The sequence below is a fragment of the Klebsiella sp. BDA134-6 genome (assembly GCF_015601345.1).
GTDB classification, from domain to species: Bacteria; Pseudomonadota; Gammaproteobacteria; order Enterobacterales; family Enterobacteriaceae; genus Klebsiella; species Klebsiella grimontii.
The window spans coordinates 431183-457410 of the sequence record NZ_CP064784.1 but is presented as its reverse complement, the minus strand read 5'-3'; the positions used below and the strand labels follow the sequence as shown (position 1 = coordinate 457410).

The 26228-nt window shown below is 52.5% G+C and carries 24 protein-coding genes and 1 tRNA gene; 16 read left to right on the top strand and 9 right to left on the bottom strand.

From position 1 onward, the window contains the following. Window positions 1-13 precede the first annotated feature (13 nt). On the top strand, window positions 14-880 hold the full coding sequence (gene yjeJ, locus IYV58_RS02125; protein ID WP_195729390.1) for a YjeJ family protein: 867 nt from the start codon (window positions 14-16) through the stop codon (window positions 878-880). A 49-nt stretch (window positions 881-929) separates the two neighbouring features. Here yjeJ and IYV58_RS02120 read toward each other — a convergent pair whose 3' ends face one another. The 3 genes from IYV58_RS02120 to IYV58_RS02110 form a co-directional block, all read right to left on the bottom strand. Continuing rightward, a complete protein-coding gene (locus IYV58_RS02120) occupies window positions 930-1283 on the bottom strand; it encodes a DUF4156 domain-containing protein (RefSeq protein ID WP_004097909.1) in 354 nt (117 codons plus the stop codon). A 131-nt stretch (window positions 1284-1414) separates the two neighbouring features. Further along, window positions 1415-3061 carry a chaperonin GroEL gene (gene groL, locus IYV58_RS02115; protein WP_195729389.1) on the bottom strand — a complete coding sequence of 549 codons (1647 nt, stop codon included), beginning with the start codon at window positions 3059-3061 and terminating at the stop codon, window positions 1415-1417. 43 nt (window positions 3062-3104) lie between these two features. After that, window positions 3105-3398, bottom strand: coding sequence for a co-chaperone GroES (locus IYV58_RS02110; protein WP_003855929.1), 294 nt, complete (start codon window positions 3396-3398; stop codon window positions 3105-3107). Between the two features lie 234 nt (window positions 3399-3632). On the opposite strand from IYV58_RS02110, the gene yjeH reads away from it, so the two are divergent. Beyond that, window positions 3633-4871, top strand: a complete 1239-nt coding sequence (gene yjeH, locus IYV58_RS02105) for an L-methionine/branched-chain amino acid transporter (protein WP_049112919.1) — start codon at window positions 3633-3635, stop codon at window positions 4869-4871. Between the two features lie 40 nt (window positions 4872-4911). Here yjeH and IYV58_RS02100 read toward each other — a convergent pair whose 3' ends face one another. Then, window positions 4912-5388: an FxsA family protein gene (locus IYV58_RS02100; protein WP_004127994.1), complete on the bottom strand. Its 477-nt coding sequence runs from the start codon at window positions 5386-5388 to the stop codon at window positions 4912-4914. 338 nt (window positions 5389-5726) lie between these two features. Between IYV58_RS02100 and aspA the strand changes: the two genes are divergently transcribed. The 7 genes from aspA to IYV58_RS02065 all read left to right on the top strand — a co-directional run bounded on the left by aspA (window position 5727) and on the right by IYV58_RS02065 (window position 13703). Next, a complete protein-coding gene (gene aspA / locus IYV58_RS02095; protein WP_004097898.1) occupies window positions 5727-7163 on the top strand; it encodes an aspartate ammonia-lyase in 1437 nt (478 codons plus the stop codon). Between the two features lie 118 nt (window positions 7164-7281). Continuing rightward, on the top strand, window positions 7282-8583 hold the full coding sequence (locus IYV58_RS02090) for an anaerobic C4-dicarboxylate transporter (RefSeq protein ID WP_004871172.1): 1302 nt from the start codon (window positions 7282-7284) through the stop codon (window positions 8581-8583). Between the two features lie 94 nt (window positions 8584-8677). Continuing rightward, on the top strand, window positions 8678-9001 hold the full coding sequence (gene cutA, locus IYV58_RS02085) for a divalent cation tolerance protein CutA (RefSeq protein ID WP_004109254.1): 324 nt from the start codon (window positions 8678-8680) through the stop codon (window positions 8999-9001). After that, window positions 8977-10746, top strand: coding sequence for a protein-disulfide reductase DsbD (locus IYV58_RS02080; protein WP_195729388.1), 1770 nt, complete (start codon window positions 8977-8979; stop codon window positions 10744-10746). Before cutA ends, IYV58_RS02080 begins: the two co-directional genes overlap by 25 nt. Window positions 10747-10781: 35 nt before the next feature. Further along, a complete protein-coding gene (locus IYV58_RS02075) occupies window positions 10782-11357 on the top strand; it encodes a transcriptional regulator (RefSeq protein WP_004871181.1) in 576 nt (191 codons plus the stop codon). A 67-nt stretch (window positions 11358-11424) separates the two neighbouring features. Then, complete coding sequence (locus IYV58_RS02070; protein ID WP_195729387.1) at window positions 11425-13512, top strand: DUF1176 domain-containing protein; 2088 nt, start codon at window positions 11425-11427, stop codon at window positions 13510-13512. Window positions 13513-13627: 115 nt separating this feature from the next. After that, window positions 13628-13703 (top strand) — tRNA-Phe (locus IYV58_RS02065). 793 nt (window positions 13704-14496) lie between these two features. Here the strand turns inward: IYV58_RS02065 and IYV58_RS02060 are convergent. Next, complete coding sequence (locus IYV58_RS02060) at window positions 14497-16719, bottom strand: glycosyltransferase (protein WP_004127980.1); 2223 nt, start codon at window positions 16717-16719, stop codon at window positions 14497-14499. A 99-nt stretch (window positions 16720-16818) separates the two neighbouring features. Here IYV58_RS02060 and IYV58_RS02055 point away from each other — a divergent pair, with 99 nt between their 5' ends. Continuing rightward, the gene (locus tag IYV58_RS02055) at window positions 16819-17628 is read left to right on the top strand and encodes a polysaccharide pyruvyl transferase family protein (protein WP_004127977.1); all 810 of its coding nucleotides are present in this window, start codon (window positions 16819-16821) and stop codon (window positions 17626-17628) included. 34 nt (window positions 17629-17662) lie between these two features. Here IYV58_RS02055 and IYV58_RS02050 read toward each other — a convergent pair whose 3' ends face one another. Then, the gene (locus IYV58_RS02050; RefSeq protein ID WP_227676880.1) at window positions 17663-18100 is read right to left on the bottom strand and encodes a hypothetical protein; all 438 of its coding nucleotides are present in this window, start codon (window positions 18098-18100) and stop codon (window positions 17663-17665) included. Window positions 18101-18551: 451 nt separating this feature from the next. Next, on the bottom strand, window positions 18552-19139 hold the full coding sequence (locus tag IYV58_RS02045; RefSeq protein WP_004127972.1) for an NAD(P)H-dependent oxidoreductase: 588 nt from the start codon (window positions 19137-19139) through the stop codon (window positions 18552-18554). A 115-nt stretch (window positions 19140-19254) separates the two neighbouring features. Here IYV58_RS02045 and IYV58_RS02040 point away from each other — a divergent pair, with 115 nt between their 5' ends. Next, entirely contained in the window at window positions 19255-19851 is a 597-nt protein-coding gene (locus IYV58_RS02040) for a TetR/AcrR family transcriptional regulator (RefSeq protein ID WP_049114399.1), read from the top strand. A gap of 33 nt (window positions 19852-19884) precedes the next feature. On the opposite strand, the gene IYV58_RS02035 is transcribed toward IYV58_RS02040, so the two are convergent. Next, on the bottom strand, window positions 19885-20667 hold the full coding sequence (locus tag IYV58_RS02035) for a DsbA family protein (RefSeq protein WP_049114401.1): 783 nt from the start codon (window positions 20665-20667) through the stop codon (window positions 19885-19887). 223 nt (window positions 20668-20890) lie between these two features. On the opposite strand from IYV58_RS02035, the gene IYV58_RS02030 reads away from it, so the two are divergent. The 3 genes from IYV58_RS02030 to cbpM all read left to right on the top strand — a co-directional run bounded on the left by IYV58_RS02030 (window position 20891) and on the right by cbpM (window position 22944). After that, window positions 20891-21571 (top strand): TerC family protein, encoded by a 681-nt coding sequence (locus IYV58_RS02030; protein WP_142471650.1) that lies wholly within the window; start codon window positions 20891-20893, stop codon window positions 21569-21571. Between the two features lie 150 nt (window positions 21572-21721). Further along, window positions 21722-22639, top strand: a complete 918-nt coding sequence (gene cbpA, locus IYV58_RS02025) for a curved DNA-binding protein (protein ID WP_195729386.1) — start codon at window positions 21722-21724, stop codon at window positions 22637-22639. Then, a complete protein-coding gene (gene cbpM, locus IYV58_RS02020) occupies window positions 22639-22944 on the top strand; it encodes a chaperone modulator CbpM (protein ID WP_004127958.1) in 306 nt (101 codons plus the stop codon). The genes cbpA and cbpM overlap by 1 nt, the downstream gene beginning before the upstream one ends. Before the next feature lie 145 nt (window positions 22945-23089). Here cbpM and proP read toward each other — a convergent pair whose 3' ends face one another. Beyond that, a complete protein-coding gene (gene proP, locus IYV58_RS02015; protein ID WP_004127952.1) occupies window positions 23090-24592 on the bottom strand; it encodes a glycine betaine/L-proline transporter ProP in 1503 nt (500 codons plus the stop codon). 540 nt (window positions 24593-25132) lie between these two features. On the opposite strand from proP, the gene IYV58_RS02010 reads away from it, so the two are divergent. After that, window positions 25133-25468: a zinc ribbon domain-containing protein YjdM gene (locus IYV58_RS02010; RefSeq protein WP_004127949.1), complete on the top strand. Its 336-nt coding sequence runs from the start codon at window positions 25133-25135 to the stop codon at window positions 25466-25468. Between the two features lie 173 nt (window positions 25469-25641). Further along, window positions 25642-26085: a VOC family metalloprotein YjdN gene (gene yjdN, locus IYV58_RS02005; protein ID WP_195729385.1), complete on the top strand. Its 444-nt coding sequence runs from the start codon at window positions 25642-25644 to the stop codon at window positions 26083-26085. Window positions 26086-26228 lie beyond the last annotated feature (143 nt).

Here is a 26228-nt window from a genome sequence, read left to right as displayed (position 1 = left end):
AAAGGAGATCCGTATGCAAGGAACATTTATTGGTTTTAATACTGCATCTATTAAATATGAGGACAAATTTTTGGCTTTGATGCTCAAAGTCAAACAGAGTAATCAACTCTGTCAGTCTTATTATCTTCAGGCGCCGATTCTTGCGGATCTCCTGTTAGTTCTGCAGCACAGAATGGCCATCGTCCTGCAGCGCTTAAATGCTGAAGGCGAAAGTTATAAGAATGAACTGGTGGCCTTTAATGAACGCCTTATGGAAAATACACCGACGATCGATATTCCGGAAGTACAGCAGCCCAATCCGGAAAAGCGTATCATGTCGATAACGTTAAAACCCGGCCACACCTGGTCAACGCTCATACTGGTGCTGCAAAATGAACAAATTGCTACGTTGCGCATTGATGATATGCAAGTTGAAGCGCTGCTGGTGGGCATTCAGCAGTCGCTTAAACACACTGGTGATAGCGATCTAATTAATTATTTAACTTCCTCGCTGGAAGGCCTGATGCTATACGCGGTGGATTTAAAGAATACCAGCAGCGTTGATTATCAGCAGTATCTTCAGGATGAATGGAAGCTCAATCTGTTTTCCCATTATCTCGGCGTGTTGTACTGTTGTGACACGGAGGAAGGCCGAAAAATCATCTCCGGCGCAGTGATTAAAACCAACGCCGCTCATCCATCAGAGCAGGAAAATATCGTTGTAATGCGCTTAATTGAGAGAAGCCCAAAGCTGAAAGAAGTGCATACCCAGCGCCAGCCCAGCCAGATTTTTAGCCAAATAATTCCTTCTCAGCCAGGAAAAATGATGACGCTGGAGGAGTGCCTACGTCCTTTGCATGCGTTCTACCAGCAAACTCAGGCGCAAATCAGCAAGCAATAAAAGAGATCAAGCGGGTGCCTCAATTTATGCAAGAGAGGCACCTGTTAACTCAATTCGGGCACTTATAAACCTGGCCGTTCATTTGGCTATCGGTCGGCACAAAGCTCGACAGCAGATTCTGCGTCGGGCTGCTGACGCCGTAAATCACGTTGCCGCCCATTTCTGCCGCATGGTTACGCAGAGCATTTGCCGCGCCGCGCATAGAGCCGCCTTCATCACCATTCTGCCCGGACAGCCAGTTGCTCTGCGTTCCGGTCGCGGTCCCTAACAGCTGGCATTCAGAACCCGGCTTATCTTCAACAAAGCGTACGTTCTGGCCGCCAGAGGTCAATTCGTTGCTGGAGCTGCAACCTGCTAACAACAATGCTGCGCCGACAATCCCTGCTAAATATTTTACCTGCATGTTATTCCCCACGATCAATGAGCTGGACGCACTGGCCCGGATGTACAACCTTATACTAAAAAGACGACAAAAAGAAAAACCCCCGAGCATTTCTGCCCGAGGGTTCTTTATTTAAGGGGTATAGAGCACGATTACATCATGCCGCCCATACCACCCATGCCACCCATACCGCCAGCAGCACCTAAATCAGGCGCATCGCTTTTCGGCAGGTCGGTGACCATGCACTCGGTGGTAATCATCAGACCAGCAACGGATGCTGCGTATTGCAGAGCAGAACGAGTCACTTTAGTTGGGTCCAGGATACCGAAGTCGATCATGTTGCCGTATTCTTCAGTTGCTGCGTTGTAACCGTAGTTACCTTCACCGGCTTTTACGTTGTTAGCAACAACAGATGGCTCTTCACCAGCGTTGGATACGATCTGACGCAGCGGAGCCTCCATTGCGCGCAGCGCAACTTTGATACCGACGTTCTGATCTTCGTTCTGAGCAGTCAGGCCAGCCAGTTTAGCGGCAACGCGAACCAGCGCTACGCCACCACCGGCAACTACGCCTTCTTCAACCGCGGCACGAGTTGCGTGCAGGGCATCGTCAACGCGTGCTTTTTTCTCTTTCATTTCAACTTCTGTCGCTGCGCCAACTTTGATTACCGCGACGCCGCCAGCCAGTTTAGCTACGCGCTCCTGCAGTTTTTCACGGTCATAGTCAGAAGTTGCTTCTTCAATCTGCTTACGGATCTGAGCAACGCGGCCCTGAATCGCAGCTTCTTCACCCACGCCATCAATGATGGTGGTGGTGTCTTTGTTGATAACAACGCGTTTCGCCTGACCCAGGTCTTCCAGAGTCGCTTTTTCCAGCTCCATACCGATCTCTTCAGAGATAACGGTACCGCTGGTCAGGGTTGCGATATCCTGTAGCATAGCTTTACGACGGTCGCCGAAGCCCGGAGCTTTAACCGCAGCCACTTTAACGATGCCGCGCATGGTGTTCACCACCAGGGTCGCCAGCGCTTCGCCTTCTACGTCTTCAGCGATGATAACCAGCGGTTTGCCAGCTTTCGCTACGGCTTCCAGAACCGGCAGCATTTCGCGGATGTTGGAGATTTTTTTGTCAGCCAGCAGGATGAACGGGCTTTCCAGCTCAACAGCACCGGTTTCCGGCTTGTTGATGAAGTACGGAGACAGGTAGCCGCGGTCAAACTGCATACCTTCAACCACGTCCAGTTCGTCTTCCAGACCGGTACCGTCTTCTACGGTGATCACGCCTTCTTTACCAACTTTATCCATCGCTTCAGCGATCAATTTACCTACGGTTTCGTCGGAGTTAGCGGAGATAGTACCAACCTGAGCAATGGCTTTAGAATCAGAGCACGGTACGGACAGCGTTTTCAGTTCTTCAACAGCGGCTACGACAGCTTTGTCGATACCACGTTTCAGATCCATCGGATTCATACCCGCAGCAACGGCTTTCAGGCCTTCAGCGATGATAGCCTGAGCCAGTACGGTTGCGGTAGTGGTACCGTCGCCTGCAGCGTCGTTCGCTTTAGAGGCAACTTCTTTTACCATCTGCGCGCCCATATTTTCGAACTTGTCTTCCAGCTCGATTTCACGCGCTACGGACACGCCATCTTTAGTGATGGTCGGCGCCCCGAAGGATTTGTCCAGAACCACGTTACGGCCTTTCGGGCCCAGGGTGACTTTAACTGCGTCTGCCAGTACGTTTACGCCGCGCAGCATTTTCACACGAGCGTCGTTACCGAATTTTACGTCTTTAGCTGCCATTTTATCTTTCCCTTAAATTCGTATGTTCAGTGTCGTTCGCGGATTACGCTTCAACAATTGCCAGAATGTCGCTCTCGGACATGATCAACACTTCTTCATTGTCGATCTTCTCGGATTTTACGCCGTAGCCATCGTTGAAAATGACGATGTCACCAACTTTAACGTCCAGAGGCTGCACGGTTCCGTTTTCCAGGATGCGGCCCTTACCGACAGCGATGATTTCGCCACGAGTTGATTTTGCTGCCGCAGAACCGGTCAGAACGATGCCGCCAGCAGACTTCGTTTCAACTTCTTTACGTTTGACGATCACACGATCATGTAACGGACGAATACTCATTTTGATAGCTCTCCTTTGAGAAAGTCATTATCAGTTATGGATGACGCCGGTCCGCACACGGTTTTCCGGCTAGTGCCCTGAGAGATGGGGATGGGGTTTTCCCGCTTCAAGGGGAAAAGCAAAAAAAAATTTGTCCACGTGCTCAGACGCACACTAATTTGCTGTCCTCACCTGACGTCATAAGCAAAAGCGATTGTGATACCATCCCTTTTTTGCCGGGCGCAAGGTTGAATCATGAGTGGTTTAAAACAGGAGTTGGGGCTTGCTCAAGGAGTGGGGCTACTTTCCACATCATTACTGGGAACCGGCGTTTTCGCCGTTCCGGCACTGGCGGCATTAGTCGCCGGCGATAACAGCCTCTGGGCCTGGCCGGCGCTGATTTTACTGGTGTTTCCCATCGCTATCGTCTTCGCCACGCTGGGCCGCCACTTTCCCAGTGCAGGCGGCGTAGCGCATTTTGTGCATATGGCTTTTGGCCCGCGCCTGGCGCGCGTCACCGGCTGGCTCTTTTTATCGGTGATCCCGGTCGGGTTACCCGCCGCCCTGCATATCGCCACCGGCTTTGGTCAGGCGCTCTTTGGCTGGCACGATAGCCAGCTGCTGCTGGCCGAGCTGGGAACGTTGGCGATTATCTGGTGGGTCGGTTCCCGCGGGGCCAGCTCCAGCGCCAATCTACAAACGCTGGTTGCCGTGCTGATTGTCGCCCTGATTGTCGCCATTTGGTGGCGCGGGGGGATAAACCCAGCGCAGATCCCCTTCCCGGCGCCTTCTGATATCGACAGTTCGCAGCTTTTTTCTGCCCTTTCGGTGATGTTCTGGTGTTTTGTCGGTCTTGAGGCCTTCGCGCACCTGGCCTCTGAATTTAAGCAGCCGGAACGCGATTTCCCCCGCGCGCTGATGATCGGCTTATTACTGGCGGGTTCAGTCTATTGGGCCTGTACGGTACTGGTTCTGCATTTTCACGCCTTTAGCGAAGAGATGGCCGCCGCCGCGTCGCTGCCCAATATCGTGGTGCGCCTGTTTGGCGTGCAGGCGCTGTGGATTGCCTGCGTTATCGGCTATCTCGCCTGCTTCGCCAGCCTCAATATCTATATTCAGAGTTTTGCTCGCCTGGTCTGGTCGCAGGCGCAGTACAAGCCCGAGAGCTATCTGGCCCGGCTGTCGCCGCGACAGATTCCGCGCAACGCGCTGAATGCGGTGCTCGGCTGCTGCGTCATTAGCGCGTTAGGCATTTATGCACTCAATATCAATCTTGATGCGCTGATCGTATACGCCAACGGCATTTTTATTATGATCTATCTGCTGTGCATGCTGGCGGGCTGCCGTTTGCTTGAGGGACGTTATCGCCTGTTAGCGGCGTTTGGCAGCCTGCTGTGCCTGCTGCTGCTGGCGATGGTGGGCTGGAAGAGCCTTTACGCGTTTATCATGCTGGCGGTACTGTGGTTGTTTTTACCGAAGCGCAGGCTGGCGTAGAGGGGTTCCGGGCCGGAGTAACCGGCCTGGACAATGCAGGTTAGTCGCGGCGATCGTCTTTATGATCGAGACGGTCGCGTTCGTCGTCTTTACGCTGGTATTCGCCTTCAAAGGTATCGCCGCCGCCCGTTCCGGCACTAAACCCGCCGCCCGGCATCCGGCTAAAACGCAGATGCGGCATCAGTTTTAAGGTCAGATGCTTCTGTACCGGAGGTAGCAGCAGCAGCAGTCCCAGGAAATCGGTAAAGAACCCCGGCAGCAGTAACAGCAGACCGGCGATAATCAGCGACACGCTTTTGATCATCTCAGCGGCCGGGCTCTCCCCCGCCGCCATCTTCTGCTGCATCAGCACAAGGTTTTTAAAGCCCTGGTTTTTTACCAGCGATATCCCCACCACCGAGCTGAAGATCACCAGAATCAGCGTCAGCAAGACGCCAAGCACATGGGCGACCTGGATAAAGATCGAGATTTCAATGTAAACGTATAAAAAAACGGCAATTAATGGAATCCAACGCACCGGCGTCTCCTTCATAAACAGACGCCCGCATCGGCGCCCGTAGTCATTGATGTGCTATTCGCATCAGAAAGATGTTGGGCCAAAACGTCACTTTTCAATCGTAAAAAAAGCTTATTTTTTTCAAGATTAGAAAACCGGTGACTCATTTCACAGATTAATAATTCTTATAAGATTCACTACATAATAAGTGATCAGGGCGGCTGATATTCGCTATCATCAGCATATGATCGTGGGCACCGGGCCGATTAAGGAAATAATCTGCGGCCAGAAAATGCGCTAGATCCGATAAATTCTGCGTATTTGGTGAATTCATAGGCAGCTTGAAAGAGAAGGTTCACATGTTAAACAACATTCGTATCGAAGAAGATCTGTTGGGCACCAGGGAAGTTCCAGCCGACGCTTACTACGGCGTCCATACTCTGAGAGCGATTGAAAACTTCTACATCAGCAACAACAAAATCAGCGATATCCCTGAATTTGTCCGCGGAATGGTAATGGTGAAGAAGGCCGCTGCGCAGGCTAACAAAGAGCTGCAAACTATCCCAAAAAGCGTTGCCAATGCCATTATCGCCGCCTGCGATGAGGTCCTGAATAATGGCAAATGCATGGACCAGTTCCCGGTCGATGTGTTCCAGGGTGGCGCGGGCACTTCCGTTAACATGAACACCAACGAAGTACTGGCCAACATCGGCCTTGAGCTGATGGGCCACCAGAAAGGCGAATATCAGTACCTCAACCCTAACGACCACGTTAACAAATGCCAGTCCACCAACGATGCGTACCCGACCGGTTTCCGCATCGCGGTCTACGCGTCCATCCTCAAGTTGATCGATGCGATTAACCAGCTGGGCGAAGGCTTCCAGCAGAAGGCGGTTGAGTTCCAGGACATTCTGAAAATGGGCCGGACTCAGCTACAGGATGCGGTGCCGATGACCCTCGGCCAGGAGTTCCACGCGTTTAATGTTCTGCTTAACGAAGAGACCAAATGCATTCTGCGCACTGCGGAGCTGCTGCTGGAAGTGAACCTTGGCGCGACCGCTATCGGCACCCGCTTGAACACCCCGGATGGTTATCAGCAGTTAGCGGTACAAAAACTGGCGGAAGTCAGCAACCTGCCGGTCGTACCCGCGGAAGATCTGATCGAAGCGACCTCCGACTGCGGCGCCTACGTAATGGTCCACAGTTCCCTGAAGCGTCTGGCGGTAAAACTGTCCAAAATCTGTAACGACCTGCGCCTGCTCTCTTCCGGCCCGCGCGCTGGCCTGAACGAAATCAATCTGCCTGAACTACAGGCGGGATCCTCCATCATGCCAGCTAAGGTAAACCCGGTAGTCCCGGAAGTCGTCAACCAGGTATGCTTCAAAGTGATCGGCAACGACACCACCGTCACCATGGCTTCCGAGGCTGGCCAACTGCAGCTGAACGTGATGGAACCGGTGATTGGCCAGGCGATGTTTGAATCTATCCATATTCTGACCAACGCCTGCTACAACCTGCTGGAAAAATGCGTCAGCGGCATCACCGCCAACAAAGCGGTATGTGAAAGCTACGTCTATAACTCGATTGGTATTGTCACCTACCTCAACCCGTATATCGGCCACCACAATGGCGATATCGTCGGCAAGATTTGCGCCGAAACGGGCAAGAGCGTCAGGGACGTGGTGCTTGAACGCGGGCTACTGACCGCAGCGGAGCTGGATGACATCTTCTCTGCGCAGAACCTGATGCACCCGGCCTATAAAGCGAAGCGTTATACCGATGAAAGCGAACAATAGATCTTCAGAGTAGACTTACCACAGGCATGTCAGCGATGACATGCCTTTTTTGTTCTTATTGATTTACTAAATCACAACAACCCAATATCAACTTGTTAATAAAACAAGGAAGGAAAATATGTTTGGTGCAGAACTCGTTATTGTCCTGCTGGCTATTTATCTGGGAGCCAGACTGGGGGGCATCGGCATCGGTTTCGCCGGTGGCCTGGGTGTCCTCGTCCTGACTCTCGTTTTTCAAATTAAACCCGGCGCGATCCCCTTCGACGTTATTGAAATCATTATGGCGGTTATCGCCGCTATCGCCGCCATGCAGGTCGCCGGAGGGATGGACTATCTGGTCAGCCTCGCCGAACGTATGCTCCGGCGTCACCCTAAATACATCACCTTTCTCGCTCCGCTGGTCACCTGGTTTATGACCGTACTTGCCGGAACCGGGCATACCGCATTCTCGACCCTACCGGTGATCACCGAAGTGGCAAAAGAACAGGGCATCCGCCCCTCGCGTCCTCTCTCCATCGCGGTGGTCGCTTCGCAGATTGCGATTACCGCCTCGCCGATTTCGGCAGCGGTGGTCTTTTTTGCCGGCATTCTTGAGCCGCTGGGCGTCAGCTACCTGACCCTGCTGGCGATCTGTATTCCGGTAACCCTGATTGCCGTCATGCTTACCGCCATCGTCTGTAACTTCCTCGGTTGCGAGCTGAAAGACGATCCGATTTATCAGGAGCGACTGGCAAAAGGGGAAGTCAAACTGCGCGGCAGCCAGGTATTTGAACTGAAGCCGCACGCCAGACGCTCGGTATTACTGTTTCTGATTGGTATCATCGCGGTGATGTTCTACGCCACCGCCATTAGCGATACCGTAGGCCTGATCCAGAACCCGGTCCTGCCGCGTAACGAAGCGATCGTCGTATTTATGCTGACTATCGCAACGCTGATAAGCATTACCTGTAAAATCGACACCGGTGAAGTTCTCAACGCCAGTACCTTTAAATCCGGCATGAGCGCCTGCGTCTGCGTTCTCGGCGTCGCCTGGCTGGGGGATACGTTCGTCAAAGCCCATATCAGCGATATCCAGACCGTGGCGGGCGACCTGCTGCACAACTACCCGTGGCTGCTGGCGGTGGTGTTGTTCTTCGCTGCGACCCTGCTATATTCCCAGGCCGCGACCACTAAGGCGCTGATGCCCGCAGCGCTGATGCTGGGCGTGAGCCCGCTGACCGCCATCGCTTCGTTTGCCGCCGTCTCCGCCCTTTTCGTTCTGCCGACCTACCCAACGCTGCTGGCGGCGGTCGAAATGGATGACACCGGCTCAACCCGCATCGGCAAATATGTCTTTAACCATGCCTTCCTGATCCCCGGCGTCATCGCCATTACGCTATGCGTGATCCTCGGGTTTATTTTCGGCGGTATCATGCTGTAAATCTCTTCAAATTCGGGCCAGAGCCTGGCCCGTTTCGTTAATCCTCCCCACCTTGCGTGCTATAGTGCCTCTTTTCGCTGATACGAGGTTCACGATGACTACGCCTGATGCTGTTGTTGTACTCTGTACCGCGCCGGATGAAGCGACCGCCCAGGACCTGGCGGCCAAAGCGCTGGCGGAAAAACTCGCCGCCTGCGCCACTCTCCTCCCGGGAGCGACATCGCTCTACTATTGGGAAGGAAAACTGGAGCAGGAGTATGAAGTACAAATGCTGCTGAAAACCGACCTTGCCCATCAGCAGGCGCTACTGGACTGCCTGAAGTCTCATCACCCGTATCAAACCCCTGAACTTCTGGTTCTGCCCGTTATTCACGGAGACAACGATTACCTCTCATGGCTCAACGCATCATTACGCTGATCCTGCTGCTTTGCAGCACTTCGGCCATTGCCGGCCTGTTCGACGCCCCTGGCCGTTCGAACTTTGTTCCTGCTGACCAGGCTTTTGCCTTCGATTTTCAGCAGAATCAACACGATCTTAATCTGACCTGGCAAATCAAAGATGGTTACTATCTTTACCGTAAACAGATAAAGCTGACGTCCGCCGATGCGGCGTTTACCGCCCCCTCGCTGCCTGCAGGCGAGTGGCATGAGGACGAGTTTTACGGTAAAAGCGAAATTTACCGCCAGCGCCTGACCGTGCCGGTCACGCTGACTCACGCCGCCGCCGGCGCGACTCTTACCGTGACTTATCAGGGATGCGCGGATGCCGGTTTCTGCTATCCGCCGGAAACCAAAATCGTGCCGCTCGGCAATGCGCTGGCGCGCTCCGACAGCGGCGCTACGGCCGAACAACCAAAGCTCAACCCGCCTCTGCCGCTGGAAACGCGCCCGGCGCTGCCGGTAGAGTCGCCATCTGCTCTTCCTCCCTTAGTCCAGGATAACAAAGGCTCAGATCTCCCTTTTAGCGCGCTGTGGGCGCTATTAATTGGTATCGGCATCGCGTTTACCCCCTGCGTTCTGCCGATGTATCCACTCATTTCCGGTATCGTGCTGGGCGGCCAGCAACGTCTCTCCACCGCCCGCGCGCTGCTGCTGGCCTTTATCTACGTTCAGGGTATGGCCTTAACCTACACCGCGCTGGGGTTGGTTGTTGCCGCTGCGGGCTTGCAGTTCCAGGCGGCGCTGCAGCACCCTTATGTGCTGATCGGCCTGTCGGTGGTGTTTATCCTGCTGGCGCTGTCGATGTTTGGTCTGTTTACGCTCCAGCTGCCTTCGTCGCTGCAAACGCGTCTGACGCTGATGAGCAACAAACGTCAGGGCGGTTCACCCGGCGGCGTATTCGCCATGGGGGCGATCGCCGGATTAATCTGCTCGCCCTGCACCACCGCGCCGCTGAGCGCCATTCTGCTCTATATCGCCCAGAGCGGTAATCTGTGGCTGGGCGGCGGTACCCTGTATCTCTATGCGCTCGGTATGGGGCTGCCGCTGATCCTGGTGACCTTATTCGGTAACCGTCTGCTGCCGAAAAGCGGCCCATGGATGTCCCACGTCAAAACCGCCTTTGGCTTTGTGATCCTCGCGCTGCCGGTCTTTTTACTGGAGCGTATCGTGGGCGAACCGTGGGGCCTGCGGCTGTGGTCGCTGCTGGGCGTCGCCTTTTTTAGCTGGGCGTTTATTACCTCGCTGGGCGGCACGCGCCCCTGGCTGCGTATCGTGCAAATAGCAATGTTCGGCGCTGCGTTGGTCAGCGCCCGTCCGCTGCAGGACTGGGCTTTCGATGCGCCGCTCGCCCAACGGCAGGCCCATCTCCAGTTTACCCGTATCCATAGCGTCGATGAGCTCAATCAGGCGCTGGCGCAGGCGAAAGGTAAACCGGTGATGCTCGACCTGTACGCCGACTGGTGCGTGGCCTGCAAGGAGTTCGAGAAATACACCTTCACCTCACCTGAGGTTCAACAGGCCCTGAAAGAGACCGTTCTGCTGCAGGTTGATGTCACCAAAAATAGCGCGCGGGACGCGGCGCTGCTGAAGCATCTCCAGGTGCTCGGCTTGCCCACCATTCTGTTCTTCAATGAACAGGGCGAGGAGCTGCCCGCGCAGCGAGTCACCGGATTTATGGATGCCGCGGCATTCAGCGCCCATTTGCGCGATCGACAACCGTGAGCGACACTGTAGGAGGAAAAATGGAGGAAAAGACCGTGCAACGTGAAGATGTCCTGGGTGAAGCCATCCAAATCCTCGAAATCGAGGGTATCGCTAACACCACGCTGGAAATGGTCGCCGAGCGCGTGGCTTACCCGCTCAATGACCTCAAACGTTTCTGGCCTGACCAGGAAGCGCTGCTGTACGACGCGCTTCGCTATCTCAGCCATCAGGTCGATGCCTGGCGCCGCCAGCTTTTACTGGACGAGTCGCTAAGCGCAGAGCAGAAGCTGCTGGCCCGCTACGCCGCGCTGACCACCTGCGTAAGCAACCATCGTTATCCCGGCTGCCTGTTTATTGCCGCCTGTACTTTTTATCCGGACCCTCAGCATCCAATCCATCAGCTGGCCGAACAGCAAAAGCAGGCTTCACTGGCCTATACCCACGAACTGCTTAGCCAGCTGGAAGTTGACGATCCGGCAATGGTCGCGAAGCAGATGGAGCTGATCATCGAAGGCTGCCTGAGCCGGCTGCTGATCAAACGCAGTCAGACGGACGTCGATACCGCGCGTCGCCTGGCTGAAGACATTTTACGTTTTGCCCAGTGCCGTATGGGCGGCGCCCTGACCTGATTCCGATATCTTAACTGATTCATCGCGCATATAATTCCCCTTCATCGATATGCTGACAGGGTTTGATATGCGCTCTCTTCTTTGGCTTGCCACCATGGGGCTGTGTTCGACGCCGCTCCTGGCAGCCTCTCCGCAAGGCTTTTCTTTCGCGCATAAAGACTGGGAGCTCGCCTGCGACAACACCGGTACCTGTAGGGCCGCCGGCTATGGCGCCACCATGGGCGAAGTCAGCGTTCTGCTGACCCGCAATGCGGGCGCGGCGCAGCACGTCATCGCTGTCGCGACCTTCGCGCAAACCGAACGCGATATTCCTCCCGACGCCGTGGTAAACCTGTTTATTGACGATCGGGATCACGGTCCACTTGACGTCGCCGACGAGAGCCACTTTCGCTTCGATGATACCCAGACGGCGGCCCTGATTCAGGCCCTTGAGCACAACGGAAAAATTGAGCTGGCGCTTAACGGCGAGCGTAAGACGCTTTCCGACGCAGGCAGCAGCGCCGTATTTTTGAAGATGGATGAGTTCCAGCGGCGCCTGGGCACTGCCGATGCGCTGTTACGCCAGGGCGACGCCGGTGATGACAATATTTTATCGGCAGCGCCCGCGCCGGAAATCATCGCCGCGCCGGTGGTTCACGATGCCGCTACCGCGCCGCTGCCGGCAAAGCAGCGGCAGAAACTCCTTCCCCAGCTTGTCCCGCTCCTGAACAGTCATTGTGACGACTGGCAAAACGCGGATATCCCGGCGTCTGAGCGCCAGCTCACCGCAATCCCGCTGGACAAAAACCACACGCTGATTCAGGCCCTGTGCTGGCGCGCGGCCTATAACGACGGCTATGCAATGTGGGTTGTGGACAAAGGGTTCATGACCCCGCCTCAGTTGGTCACTACTGACGCCTCCAGCTATGCCGATGGCGTACTCACCTTTTTCAATAAAGGCCGCGGTATCGCCGACTGCATCAGCGGCGAAGAGCGCGTCTGGGACGGCAAAACGTTTGTCCAGAGCCTAAAGTACACCACCGGTGACTGCCGGGAAATCGCTCCCGGCGGCGCGTGGATGCTGCCCACCTTTGTGAGCCAGGTTATCCCAAAGCAGCAGAAAGATGCCGATAACAACGCGCTGAAAGCGTTATACAACGCGGTGTTAAAAGAGCAGAAGGTCAATCCTGAACTGGATCTGAATAAGATCGCCGAGCAGTTTCCTCTCAGCGGCAACGTCAGCCATTTTACGCTAACCTACGCGGACGACTCTCTGGTCTCGACGACGAAACCTTCCGCCGATATCAGCGATGATGAGTGGCAGACGTTTCTCCAGTCCGATATCAGCGCCGACTCCGAAAACGGCAAAGTCAGCTTTACCCTGGTCGACCTCGACGGAGACGGTAAGCGTGATTTAATCATCGACAGCTACGTCGGCGGTACCGGACTCTTTAGCTATACCGGAATATTAAAACGCAGCGACGATGCTTTTGCTGCGGTCAACAGCGATGATAGCGGCAACGGCGATGATTTTGACGCAGGCGTTCCCGGCGCGCTCTACTCTCTCAACGGCCGCGGCGCCAACCAGTGGAGCCATTGGGTACGCATTAATGGCCAGGTTTATGCGCTCTGGTACAACGGCCAGTTTGGCGAAGATAATCTCTATCTCTTGCGCCCGTTTGGTCCCTCAGGCAGTACGCCGGCAGTGACGATCCGCTACCGCTACACCCTTAACGACATTCGCTCGCCGGAAAAAGACCAGCCCCTGACGCCCGCGCTGAATGAGCGGGAAAAATCAGACCTGCTGAAGTCACTGGAAGTGATGCAGAGCAGCCTGCTCAAGGATAAGCCGCAGAGCGACAATGACGCGCCGATTTGCCCTATTCCTCCGGGCACGTCGTCCGATGACGCGGAAAACTACTACAGCGGCGTACCATCGAACTATATCTATGAAACCGTGGCGTATATCCCGGTTTGGCTGAACGATAAATGTTTTATCGGCACCATCTTTAGCCACCACGGCGCCTATCGCCACGGCGTCGACGCGGAAATCACGCTCAGCTCGCCGCGTGATGATGAAGATATCGTTGGCGACTACACGATCTCCGGATTGCGCCGCGCTATCTCGGTGACCAGCGGCTGGAAAATCCGCGAAGGCGACAACGGTATGATGTAATTTTCAGCAAAAAAGCGCCTTTGGGCGCAGAATTGCCGCAAAGTTAAGCAACCGATAGATAAAACGAGAAATTTGATTGACGGGGCGTACGGATTACGGTTTAATGCGCCCCGTTGCCCGGATAGCTCAGTCGGTAGAGCAGGGGATTGAAAATCCCCGTGTCCTTGGTTCGATTCCGAGTCCGGGCACCACTATTTAAAGAACCCAGCCTATGGCTGGGTTTTTACTTTTCTGCGACCGGCCTCTCCATCGAACTGCGTTCGATTATTCGCCGCTCGGCGGCTCACCCCTTCGGGGCCAGCGCGACAAGCGCGCTGTTCAACGCCTGCGGCGTTAGTCCGAGTCCGGGCACCACTTATTCAGAGAACCCAGCCTATGGCTGGGTTTTTGCTTTTCTACGACCGGACTCTCCATCGAACTACGTTCGATTATTCGCCGCACAGCGGCTCACCCCTTCGGGGCCAGCGCGACAAGCGCGCTGTTCAACGCCTGCGGCGTTAGTCCGAGTTCGGGCACCACTATTTAAAGAACCCAGCCTATGGCTGGGTTTTTACTTTTCTGCGACCGGCCTCTCCATCGAACTACGTTCGATTATTCGCCGCTCGGCGGCTCACCCCTTCGGGGCCAGCGCGACAAGCGCGCTGTTCAACGCCTGCGGCGTTAGTCCGAGTCCGGGCACCACTTATTCAGAGAACCCAGCCTATGGCTGGGTTTTTGCTTTTCTACGACCGGACTCTCCATCGAACTACGTTCGATTATTCGCCGCACAGCGGCTCACCCCTTCGGGGCCAGCGCGACAAGCGCGCTGTTCAACGCCTGCGGCGTTAGTCCGAGTCCGGGCACCACTATTCAGAGAACCCGCCTAAAAGCAGCCTAATCGCGGAATAAGCAGACGTTGGTATTCGGGGGGAGTTGAGTACGTCGGACAATTAAACTTCATTAAAACTATTTTTTGCGGAGCTCTTTCGAGCTCCGCGGACGCTGCTATTTCAACAGGGATTTAACTTTCCTGCCTACCCGACGAACCAGACTTCTGCCTCTGTTTGCCCCCTGAACATGAATCGCTTCATAAAGAGCATTAAAGCGATCGTGGGCCCAGCCGTCCCTTTGCTGAGAAATCAGACCATCAATCTTATTATTTAAAAGCTGTAGTTCATTACTGACTGAGTGGCCGCCATTGATGCTGCGCAGTCGGCTCACTTCATTCTCCAGCTCATGAATTTTTTCGAGGTAAGCAGGAATCAACCCCATCGCATAGTTATATTTCACATTCTCATCCATAAATGGACGGAAACTGCGATAGTTGTTTTTGCTCTTATTTCCGCTTAACAACATTCCGGAGTTTGCTACTCTGTACCAAAATAGCGGCTCAGGAACGATTTGCAGTTTATAACCATTTAAAGATATTTTTGCAAAAAACTCCCAATCTTCATGACCTAAACCGTAATCTTCAGTAAAGCCACCGATGTGGTCGAAAGCTTCTTTCCTGATCAGGGCATTAGCATCGCCAAAGCAGTTACTAAAGCTGGCAATATTTAAATCAGGTCCTAACGGAAGCCAGCAGTGCGTCATTTTACGGAATGGCGAAGGGAACTCCTCACCAAAAATGAGATCGCTTGGAGTGGTTAACACATCGGCACCGGAGTTTAAAGCTGCCGTGACAAATGTCTCAACCTCAAAAGGTTTAGCGACATTATCATCATCCATAAACATCAGATATTCACCGGAAGCATGTCGCGCAGCCAAATTTCGTGCTGCACCGAGGTAGTTATTAGAACTGCGGATGATTTTCCAACCTCGGGCGTTAAAGTCGTTCTCGATTAGATTCAAATAACGATGAGATTCTTCTTTTGTGCTTCCATCATCAACTAAAATAACTTCAATATTTTGGTACGTTTGCGTTTTTATTGAGGCCAGCGCCTGCTGGAGCAGATGGTGACGATCGAAATGAGTAATACATACGCTCACTAACGGGCGATTGGATTCATCAATTTTCTTGAAGACACAGTTATCTTTTCTTTCAATCGCGGCAAACCACGCTGCCTGGATATTTTCTTGTGAGTCAACCAGTCCGGGTTTGATGTTTATATTTTTTAAGCGATAGTGAATTTTACCGTATAAATCAACCGGCGTTGGGGTAAACAAAACTTCGGCATGATGCTCCTGCGGAATAAGCTCTGGAATCCCTCCGACGTTTGAAGCGAGGAAGTTAACGTTATTAATCAAGCATTCATAAACGGTATACGGAGAGTTTTCAACGAGCGATGGGATGATGACTAATACATTTTTTCTTTTTATATATTCGTTCGCATTGGTACGGTCATAATCGCTGATGATATTGACTGCCAGACCCAGATTTTTGGTCTGATTCATGATATAGGTAAATGAATCAATTTTACCCAGCGTGACGTTTTTCCCGAGGAAAGTTACACCAGAGATCGTTTCTTTATCTTCGTCAGAGAGTTTTCTTAATGCGCGCAGGAAGATATCGAGCCCTTTACGGGTTTCAAGGCGGCCGAAAAATACAAGCTCAACGCCTGAGGCGGTTTTTTCATTGGTTTTAACGACAACGTCACTTCTCTTTTCAAACCCTTGAAATGGCTCGCAATTTAAAATAACGCGGCGTTCTTCAGGAACATTCCAGTGTTTACTCAACATCCAGTCAATTAAATACTGAGAAGGACTAACGACTTCATCAGCCATCTCAACAACCATTTTTTCCATATAATAGAGTTCAAGGTGATTCTGATCATATGGGAGCTGGTAGTTCCCTTCATCAGCCCATAACGTTGAGCTATGGGTATTGACAATGAATTTGGTATTTTCAAAATCAGTGCCATTCTTTTTACTTAATAAAGCGTAATAAAGATCTGCCTGCCATTCACAAGAAATAATCGTGTCATAGACATTATTTTCTTTCAGCCAGAGCAAAATTGAGTAACTTTTTCTTCTAAAATAGGGGGCGTCGATATTAATTTCTTTAACCAGCCCGGTACTCAGCAGATTAATACCAAAGGTGCTATAAATACGTGACCAATCGCTAAAAGTTGATGCAGATGACTCCGAATAGTCACCACATGTATACAATACATCGACATCATACCCCTTTTTTGCCAAAGTAGTGGCAAGGGCAGTGAAAGCAGTACCAATGCCGCCGTTACGGACAGGCCCCTCTATGTCCGGCGTCATTATAAGAACTTTTTTCATTGTGATCTTTCCTTAGTAACCTAGACTTTTCTATAATAATGAGTGAGTTGAAGTAATATTAAGATAGCAATCAATAGCTTCTGTTAAACAGGATAAAAAATGACCAGTGCAGAGTTAAAATTTGATTTATTTCTAAAATCCTATCATCCATCTCATCGATTTGTCTATAAGGCAAACCCCGGTAACGCGGGTGATGGCGTGATTGCATCGGCAACGTACGATTTTTTCGAACGAAATGCGCTTACTTATGTTCCTTACAGGGCCGATGAGCACTACAGCCCCGATACCGATATTTTAATTTTTGGCGGCGGAGGAAACCTCATCGAAGGGTTATATGCTGAAGGCCGTGATTTTATCCAAAATAATATTCATAAATTTCACAAAGCAATCATTATGCCTTCGACAATCAGAGGGTACAGCGATTTATTCACCAGCAACATCGATAAGTTAGTGGTATTTTGCCGTGAAAATACCACTTTCGATTATATTAGATCTCTTAACTACGAGGCAAACAAAAACGTATTCATTGCTGATGACATGGCGTTTTATCTCGATCTTAGCAAATATCTGTCCCTTAAACCTGCCTATAAACAACAGGCAAATTGTTTCAGAACAGATTCAGAATCGCTGACAGGAGATTATAAAGAAAACAATCATGATATTTCGCTCACATGGAATGGCGACTATTGGGACAATGAATTTCTGGCACGAAATTCTACCCGCTGCATGATTAACTTTCTTGAAGAGTATAAAGTCGTTAATACCGACAGACTGCATGTAGCAATTTTAGCTTCTCTGCTCGGGAAAGAAGTCAACTTCTACCCTAACTCGTACTATAAAAATGAAGCCGTTTATAATTACTCACTGTTGAATCATTACCCAAAAACGTGCTTTATCACTACCAGCTAAAAAATGCAGCGTATATTAATACGCTGCTAAAAAGTCACATAACCTTTACAGCATTATCAATTATTGCCTGCCAGCCTTCACGTGAGTATTCATTTGCACGACTATAGTCGGCGAATCTATCAATGGCCCCAACAAAGAGATTATCCGTTAATTTCGTTATCTCACCTGGCTTTGAATTTCCCGCATCGCTATTAACATAGAGTATTTTACTGTTGCCGTGCTTCTTGAACTCGTTTGCTAAAGCCAGTACAACATCATCAAGGTTATTGCCATTGTTTTTTACGACAAAAATTTTATTCTCATCAGCAAGGCTGTTCTTAAATTTATTTATCAAGTAATTAATCTTATCCATTTCCCTTGTATAAATAAGATCATTTTCCTCTTGGGTATAACGCCAGACCCAGCCATCATCTTTATTATCGCTATACATTTCAGTATGAAAACAAATATCATGCCGTTGATCAAGCACCATATCCTGCCAGGAGGGCGTCAGATTTTCATAACATACAAATCAGCAAAATCAGATTCGATTAACTTTAGAAGTGCATGATAGTTTTTTATTAAAGTCCAACGAAATAAGCTGCCTTCATCATAACCTGACTCTCTTAGAAAGAAAGCAAACTCACAATTATCACCGAGACTTTCGAAACGCTGTAAATTATTTATCATTGTTTTCCAGAGGGGGAATGGAAGGATTATACAATAAGGCATCTCTCGCTAACACCAAAATGTCGGCAGATCCAGTCTGCTCAGGGCAACATAACTCGATGAATACACGGCATATCAGCATTAGGTGCCCTCGCAGGATTAGCACCCATTCTGTCCCGACATGGCGAACATAAGCCATTGATAATATATTTTTTTCAGGCCGGGCTCGGATAAAGCCGCCCGGCGGAACCCCCGGCTCGGGAGCGAAACGAACCTCAGGCAAACATCTTTCTTCCCAGCTGGCGCCCCGCCTCCAGATGCGCCTCCGCCGTTTTCAGGTCCGGCAACAGCAGCATCTGCGAACTGGCTACCGTAGCCCCGCAGTAATCAAAAATGCCGTGGACAATTTGCGCATTAAAAGCATCGGTAAACCCGTGCTTGTCATACGTTTGTCGACTCGCTGCGCCTAATGCCACCAGATGTACCCGCAGGCGCCCCAGCTTCTTCACGACGTTGCCGTCGGCGGTCTCCTCATACGCCCAGCCGTTTGAAAACACGCGGTCAATCCAGCCTTTCAGCAGCCCCGGCATCGACCACCAGTAAATGGGAAACACCAGCACCAGCGCATCGGCGTTATCGATTCTGGCCTGTTCAGCGGTCGTATCGGACGGCGTAGCGCCGGTTTGCAGAAAGGCGGCAATATCCGGTTCGGCAAAAACCGGGCTAAAGCCTTCCTGGGTTAAATCGGCAATTTCAGCGCTGTGATGCGAACCGGATTCGGCAACCCCCTGCGCAATCGCCGTCGCAACGCTGTGAGTCAGAGAAGTATTAAGAGGATGAGAAACCACGATTAATGCATGCATGACGGATACTCCAGTTGCTATACAACGATATTGGACGTAGTCTTATATACTAACAGTAACCTACCAATAGTAAGTTACCTTTGGTATATAAGCATGTCAACGGGAGAATGCTTCTATGTCTGAACCACTCGTACGGCAGCGTTTAACGCGAGAAGAGCGGCACAAACAGCTGATTGATGTTGCCTGGCAGATTATTCGCCAAGAAGGGACCGATGCCCTGACGCTGGGCTACCTGGCGACGCAGGCGGGGGTCACTAAACCGGTGGTATACGATCATTTTGACAGCCGTTCGGGACTTTTCGCGACGCTGTATACGGAATACGACCAGCGCCAGACGGCGCGAATGGATGAAATTCTGCGCAATACCGAACCGGACGCGGATAAACTGGCCGCGGCGATCGCCAACGCCTATATCGAGTGCGTGCTGCTTCAGGGGCGCGAGATGCCGAGCGTCATGGCCGCGCTGGCCGGGACGCCTGAGCTGGAGAAGATCAAACAAGAGTGCATCGCCACCTTTACCGGAAAATGCCGGGACTATTTTTCTCCGCTTTGTGAGAGCGAGAATCTCAGCGAGGCGGCCATTCTCGCCATGCTCGGCTCCGCCGACGGATTATCGGCCGCGGTCGTGAACGGCGTCATCACCGAGCAGCAGGCTAAAGATGAGCTCTTTCAGGTTATTATGTCGATGCTGCAACGCTGCTGTCATCGCTAAATCGCGCCCGCCATCCGGCGGACGCGTGGATTATCAGCCGCCCGCTTTCTTGATCGCCGCATCCAGCGAGGCTTTATCCGCTAGCCCCGGGAACACGGTGATCGTCGCTTCCGTGGCGCCGGTAGTCGGCATCACGATAACTCCCGGCGTCCCACTCAGACCAATTTCCTGCGCCAGCTGATTGGTGCTTTCCAGTGCCGGCTCAACGTCCGCCGCTTTCCCGGCATCGAAATTCACTTTCTTCGCCTGCTGCTGGATGTCGGCAGCCGTCAGCTTGCCTTCGTTATGCCCGGTGGAATAGATCCCGTTATGGTAGGTGAGATAAGCCTCTGCGCCCTTCTGCTGATAAATCTGCAGGCCGGTTTTCGCCGCCTCAAGCGAGGTTTCCCAGCGGCTGCCAAAAATCGGCCACTCTTTAAATGCAAAGCGGGTCTGCGGGTTCTCTTTAATCACCTGTTCCATTACCGGCGCCAGACGACTGCAGTAAACACACTGATAATCGAAGAATTCAATGACCGTAACTTTGCCCTCTTTCGGACCGTAGGTTGGCGTATTTTTATCCTGGGTCAGCGCAGCCGCATTCTTCAGTACCGCCTGGGTCGCGGCGCTGGCCTGCTGCTGCTGTTGAATTTGCTGTAGCTTCTGGCTAGCCTGCAGCAGCACTTCCGGGTGCGCGACTAAGTAATCCGCGGCGATTTTGCCAATACGGGCCTCTTGTTCAGGCGTAAAAGTCGGCGCATCAGCAGCGGTCGCCATAAGCGGAAACAGGGTAGCGCTAATAAAGGCAAATGTGAGTAAATTCTTATGGCCGGGCATGTAGTTAGTCCTTGCGATAGGTGAACGGCAGATATATTTCTGCGAACAAAATATCATCCTTTGCCTGCGAATCATTGCCGGACCATGCAATGATTGGTAACGATATTTTTCAATAACTCGCTGCGCGCGGTCTCTCTGGAAGGTGGTCAGGGTGCCCGAACGAGAGTACGCTTCGCCCCTGCGTTTTTCTGTAGGTTTTCTTTTTTGGTTCGATGAGTTGGGTATGAATGAGTTTTTCAGTCAGTGGGACGTGGCGGTTATTCTGCTGCAAATTATTGCTATCGATCTGTTATTGGGCGGCGACAACGCGGTGGTGATTGCGATGGCCTGCCGTAAACTACCACCTCAGCAGCGTACCAAAGCGATTATCATCGGTACCGTCGGCGCAATAGCGGCACGCGTGCTGCTTTTAGCCATCGCGATCTATTTACTCTCATTGCCGTGGCTTAAAGTGGTCGGCGCGCTGATGCTACTGTGGATTGGCATCAAGCTGGTGACCAATCAGGAAGAAGAGAGCGACGTCAGTAGTTCCAGCAGCCTGTGGCGTACCGCAGTCACCATTACCGTTGCCGACGTCATTATGTCGCTGGATAACGTACTGGCGGTTGCCGCCGCCGGGAAAGGCCATCTGCTGCTGGTCGCGCTGGGCGTATTAATCAGCATTCCGATTATCGTCCTCGGCAGCAAACTGGTGCTGGCAATCCTTAACCGCTTCCCGTCCGTGGTGATGCTGGGCGGTGCGCTCATCGGCTGGATATCCGGTTCAATGATGGTGACCGATGTGACCATCATTCATCTGTTCCCCAACGCACCCGCCGCTCTCCCACTGATGGGCGGAACCATTGGCGCAGCGCTGGTGCTACTCGAAGGGCTACGCAGAAACCGCAGGCGCTCCAGCGAATAGCTGGCGTTCACAATTGGCCGCCGTCAATCCCGACGGCGTCAAGTTTGCGCCACTTTTCCGCCCAATCCGTCTTCATTTGCCCTACGCTTAATAGAGACACCTGATCCAGGGATCTGTAACCGTAATATTGCGCATAAATGAGATAACGCCATGGAATTAAAGGATTATTATGCCATTTTAGGGGTTCAGCCAACGGACGATCTGAAAACCATTAAGACCGCCTATCGCCGTCTGGCACGTAAATATCACCCCGATGTCAGCAAAGAAAACGATGCCGAAGCCAAATTCAAAGATCTCGCCGAAGCCTGGGAAGTGCTTAAAGATGACCAGCGCCGCGCCGAATACGACCAGCTCTGGCAGCACCGCAACGATCCGCAGTTTGGCCGGCAGCAGCATTCTCACGAGCAGAGCTATAGCCAGCAGGACTTCGACGACATCTTCTCCACTATGTTTGGCCAGCAGGCGCACCATAGCCGCCGCCAGCACGGCGTCCGCGGTCATGACCTGGAGATAGAAGTCGCGGTATTCCTTGAAGAGACCCTGGCGGAGCAGACGCGCACTATCAGCTATAAGCTGCCGGTTTATAACGTCTTCGGCATGGTCGAAAGCGAAACGCCGAAAACCCTGAACGTGAAAATTCCCGCGGGCGTCGTCGACGGCCAGCGCATCCGTCTGAAAGGCCAGGGCACTCCCGGTGAAAATGGCGGCCCCAACGGCGATCTGTGGCTGGTGATCCATATCGCACCGCATCCGCTGTTTGATGTCGTCGGCCATAACCTTGAAATCGTCCTGCCGCTGGCACCATGGGAAGCCGCATTGGGCGCTAAAGTTACCATCCCGACGCTGAAAGAGAACATCCTGTTGACCATTCCGCCGGGCAGCCAGGCCGGTCAGCGGCTGCGCGTGAAGGGCAAAGGGCTGACCAGCAAAACCACCACCGGCGACCTGTATGCGGTGATTAAAATCGTCATGCCGCCAAAACCAGATGAGAAGAGTCGCGCGCTCTGGCAACAACTGGCGGATGCGCAATCCAGCTTCGAGCCGCGTAAGACATGGGGGAAAGCCTGATGGCTAAGATAACAGTGACGTTCACGATTACCGAGTTTTGTCTCCACACCGGCCTTTCCGAAGAGGAGCTTGACGAGATTGTCGGCCTTGGCATGATTGAGCCCCGCCAGCCGCAGCGGGAAAGCTGGCTGTTTGACGATAGCGCAGTGACCATAGTGCACCGCGCCGTACGCCTGCGCAAAGAGCTGGAGCTAGACTGGCCGGGTATCGCTGTCGCCTTAACGCTGCTGGACGAGAACGCGCGCCTGAGCCGTGAAAATCAAATCCTGCAGCAGCGGCTGGCGCGCTTTCTGACGCATAGCTAAGCCCTCGCCGCCGCAACGCCCGGTGGCGGCTAATACCTTACCGGGCATACGCATTTCGCGAACGACATCACGTCTGTAGTCAGTCAGGACATAAAAAATGCCGCCGGGGGAAGCCCGCGGCGGCATGCGTTACCAGCAAAACGATTTAGTCGTTGATGCGCGGATGCTGCTGCACCAGACGAGAACGTTTTTCCTGCAGGTCGGCGATTTCCTGATCGATATCTTCGATTTTATGTTCGATGTTATCGTAGTGCTCGCCGAGAATTTCTTTCGCTTCCTGAATATCCGAAGCCGCTGGCGTCGCCCCTTTCAGCGGACGGTTAGCGGTCTCTTTCATCGACAGGCCGGTAATCAGACCAATCAATGCCACCACCATCAGATAGTAAGCCGGCATCATCAGGTTCTGCGTGCTTTCCACCAGCCACGCCGCCAGCGTCGGCGTCAGACCGGCAATCAGCACCGAGATGTTAAAGGCACTGGCCAGGGCGCTAAAGCGGATGTGGGTCGGGAACATCGCCGGCAGCGACGAGGCCATCACCCCGATAAAGCAGTTCAGCACTACCGCCAACACCAGCAGACCGGCGAAAATCAGGCCGAGAACGTTACTGTTAATCATGATAAAGGCCGGAATCGACAGCGCGAACAGCGCCACGCTACCAATCAGAATAAACGGGCGACGGCCAAAACGGTCGCTGAGCATACCGATAACCGGCTGAACGAACAGCATCCCGACCATGATGGCGATGATGATCAGCACCCCGTGGTCTTCTGAATAGTGCAGGTTATGCGATAGGTAGCTCGGCATATAGGTCAGCAACATGTAGTAGGTCACGTTGGTGGAAATCACCAGACCGATACAGGTCAGCAGGCTACGCCAGTGTTTGGTCGCAATCTCTTTAAACGAGACTTTCGGTCCTTCCTGCAGGCCTTCACGATCGCCCTGCTCCATTTTATCAACGTGCTGCTGGAACGCTGGCGTCTCTTCCAGCGCATGGCGCAGATAAAGACCAATAATCCCTAACGGCAGCGCCAGGAAGAACGGAATACGCCAGCCCCAGTCGAGGAAGTTCTCTTCACCCACCACGCTGGAAATCAGTACCACCACGCCCGCGCCCATCACAAAACCGGCTATCGAACCGAAGTCCAGCCAGCTACCCATAAAGCCGCGTTTCCGGTCAGGGGAGTATTCCGCAACAAAGATCGATGCGCCGGTATATTCTCCGCCCACCGAGAAGCCCTGCGCCATTTTACACAGCAGCAGCAGTATTGGCGCCCAGATACCAATCGTGGCATACGACGGAATAAGACCGATACAGAATGTACTTATCGACATGATGACAATGGTTATCGCCAGAATCTTTTGTCGACCGTATTTATCGCCCAGCATCCCGAAGAACAGGCCGCCTAATGGACGAATTAAGAAGGGAACCGAGAAGGTACCGAGGGCGGCGATCATCTGCACGCTGGGGTTAGCATCGGGGAAAAAGACTTTACCCAGGGCATACGCAACAAAACCATAAACCCCAAAATCGAACCATTCCATCGCGTTACCCAGCGATGCTGCGGTAATCGCTTTCTTCAGTTTGCTGTCATCAATGATGGTCACATCCCGAAGCGTGATGGGTTTTACTTTTTTCCTTTTAAGCATAATTATCCTCTTTTGCTCTCGCCTTGAGCGCACGAATCTCCGCCGAATGACAAAGTCATTCGCGTCATGCGTTGGGAGCGGCGAATTGCTGTGCTCCACATTTCAAGCGTAGCAGGTTTGCCTGCACTGTCTGCTGACAGTCCGTACAACCGAACCTGTTGACGCCTGCTCTGGCCATAATCAAATAAGCGGTGCCGCTAATAAGTGTAGTGAATTTGCGTTCTCGCTTTTTTACCCTAACAGCGTTTAAATTTGGGATCAACTTCACAAAAATTTACCTACCCTTAAACAGAGTCGTCCCAAACCAATAAGTTCAATGAATATTGGAACTTAGCGATATATTTCCGGAAATAACTGGCGGTTTTTAAGGAATTAATCCCGCCAATCCTCACAATATAAATTCTCTTACTCCGCTGCGAAGCCGCATAAAAAAGGCCCGACAAAAGTGCGGGATTGCGCTATAATCAGCATCACTTTCGGCTATCAGCCGCCATTTAAAGGACCAACGTCCTGTTTTACCCAGTAATCGCGAGGAACGTCATGCAACTGCCACACTGCCCAAAATGCCATTCTGAATACACTTATGAAGACAACGGCATGTTTGTTTGCCCGGAATGCGCCCACGAATGGAACAATGCCGAGCCTGCGGACGATAACGACGCGCTGATTGTCAAAGACGCCAACGGCAATTTACTGGCCGACGGCGATAGCGTCACCGTGGTAAAAGATCTGAAGGTTAAAGGCAGCTCTTCGATGCTAAAAATTGGTACTAAAGTTAAAAATATCCGCCTGGTAGAAGGCGATCATAATATTGACTGTAAAATTGATGGTTTTGGACCGATGAAGCTAAAATCCGAATTTGTTAAAAAGAACTGATTTTATTCCCCCGGCGCCCATCGCCGGGGGGAAAAGATTTTTCCGCGCCCTGATCAGCCTTCCCTCATTCGCACTCGCCTTACCCGAGCCTGGCATCCGTCGCCTGCCGCCTGGCTTAATTCTGCAATCCCCTTCTACGCTTAATGGAATATTCGTTACCTGAGGTAATGGTTATGCCCTTAAGTCCCTATATCGCTTTTAGCGGCAACTGCGCTGCCGCCATCGCCTTCTACCAGAAGGCGCTGGGCGCTGAGCTGATCCACAAAATCACCTGGGGTGAAATGCCGCAGAATACCCAGGACGCCGAAGATGGCTGCCCTTCTGGCCAACATCTGGCTGCTGACGGTATCGCACACGCCAGCCTGCGCATCGCGGACAGCATCCTGATGCTCAGCGACAGCCCCTCCAGCAAAATGGAGCGCTACGCCGGATTTACCATCGTGCTCGACCCAAAAGACGTGATCGAGGGTAAACGCTGGTTTGACGGCCTCGCCGACGGCGGCCAGATAGAGATGGCCTGGCAGGAAACGTTCTGGGCGCACGGCTTCGGTAAAGTCATCGACCGCTTTGGCGTCCCGTGGATGGTCAACGTGGTGAAAGAGCCTCAAGAGCCTTAACGCTTACCTTCCTCCCCTCACCCTCCGGTAGAGAGCCAGGGTGAGGGCATCCGTGCGTTCATTCCCCCTCTCCCTGTCATCCCATCGGCATTAACTCTTCATCCCCCGGTCATCATGAGTTAACCGAAATGTAACAAAAAACC

What these genes read in the sequence shown, in the direction of transcription:
- groL (WP_195729389.1), bottom strand. Translation starts at nt 3,061, where the DNA reads ATGGCAGCTAAAGACGTAAAATTCGGTAACGACGCTCGTGTGAAAATG.
- IYV58_RS02050 (WP_227676880.1), bottom strand. Translation starts at nt 18,100, where the DNA reads ATGGTGCTTGATCAACGGCATGATATTTGTTTTCATACTGAAATGTAT.
- IYV58_RS02010 (WP_004127949.1), top strand. Translation starts at nt 25,133, where the DNA reads ATGCAACTGCCACACTGCCCAAAATGCCATTCTGAATACACTTATGAA.
- IYV58_RS02045 (WP_004127972.1), bottom strand. Translation starts at nt 19,139, where the DNA reads ATGCATGCATTAATCGTGGTTTCTCATCCTCTTAATACTTCTCTGACT.
- IYV58_RS02030 (WP_142471650.1), top strand. Translation starts at nt 20,891, where the DNA reads ATGAATGAGTTTTTCAGTCAGTGGGACGTGGCGGTTATTCTGCTGCAA.
- IYV58_RS02035 (WP_049114401.1), bottom strand. Translation starts at nt 20,667, where the DNA reads ATGCCCGGCCATAAGAATTTACTCACATTTGCCTTTATTAGCGCTACC.
- cbpM (WP_004127958.1), top strand. Translation starts at nt 22,639, where the DNA reads ATGGCTAAGATAACAGTGACGTTCACGATTACCGAGTTTTGTCTCCAC.
- IYV58_RS02055 (WP_004127977.1), top strand. Translation starts at nt 16,819, where the DNA reads ATGACCAGTGCAGAGTTAAAATTTGATTTATTTCTAAAATCCTATCAT.
- IYV58_RS02090 (WP_004871172.1), top strand. Translation starts at nt 7,282, where the DNA reads ATGTTTGGTGCAGAACTCGTTATTGTCCTGCTGGCTATTTATCTGGGA.
- cbpA (WP_195729386.1), top strand. Translation starts at nt 21,722, where the DNA reads ATGGAATTAAAGGATTATTATGCCATTTTAGGGGTTCAGCCAACGGAC.
- cutA (WP_004109254.1), top strand. Translation starts at nt 8,678, where the DNA reads ATGACTACGCCTGATGCTGTTGTTGTACTCTGTACCGCGCCGGATGAA.
- proP (WP_004127952.1), bottom strand. Translation starts at nt 24,592, where the DNA reads ATGCTTAAAAGGAAAAAAGTAAAACCCATCACGCTTCGGGATGTGACC.
- yjeJ (WP_195729390.1), top strand. Translation starts at nt 14, where the DNA reads ATGCAAGGAACATTTATTGGTTTTAATACTGCATCTATTAAATATGAG.
- yjeH (WP_049112919.1), top strand. Translation starts at nt 3,633, where the DNA reads ATGAGTGGTTTAAAACAGGAGTTGGGGCTTGCTCAAGGAGTGGGGCTA.
- IYV58_RS02080 (WP_195729388.1), top strand. Translation starts at nt 8,977, where the DNA reads ATGGCTCAACGCATCATTACGCTGATCCTGCTGCTTTGCAGCACTTCG.
- yjdN (WP_195729385.1), top strand. Translation starts at nt 25,642, where the DNA reads ATGCCCTTAAGTCCCTATATCGCTTTTAGCGGCAACTGCGCTGCCGCC.
- aspA (WP_004097898.1), top strand. Translation starts at nt 5,727, where the DNA reads ATGTTAAACAACATTCGTATCGAAGAAGATCTGTTGGGCACCAGGGAA.
- IYV58_RS02110 (WP_003855929.1), bottom strand. Translation starts at nt 3,398, where the DNA reads ATGAGTATTCGTCCGTTACATGATCGTGTGATCGTCAAACGTAAAGAA.
- IYV58_RS02040 (WP_049114399.1), top strand. Translation starts at nt 19,255, where the DNA reads ATGTCTGAACCACTCGTACGGCAGCGTTTAACGCGAGAAGAGCGGCAC.
- IYV58_RS02070 (WP_195729387.1), top strand. Translation starts at nt 11,425, where the DNA reads ATGCGCTCTCTTCTTTGGCTTGCCACCATGGGGCTGTGTTCGACGCCG.
- IYV58_RS02120 (WP_004097909.1), bottom strand. Translation starts at nt 1,283, where the DNA reads ATGCAGGTAAAATATTTAGCAGGGATTGTCGGCGCAGCATTGTTGTTA.
- IYV58_RS02060 (WP_004127980.1), bottom strand. Translation starts at nt 16,719, where the DNA reads ATGAAAAAAGTTCTTATAATGACGCCGGACATAGAGGGGCCTGTCCGT.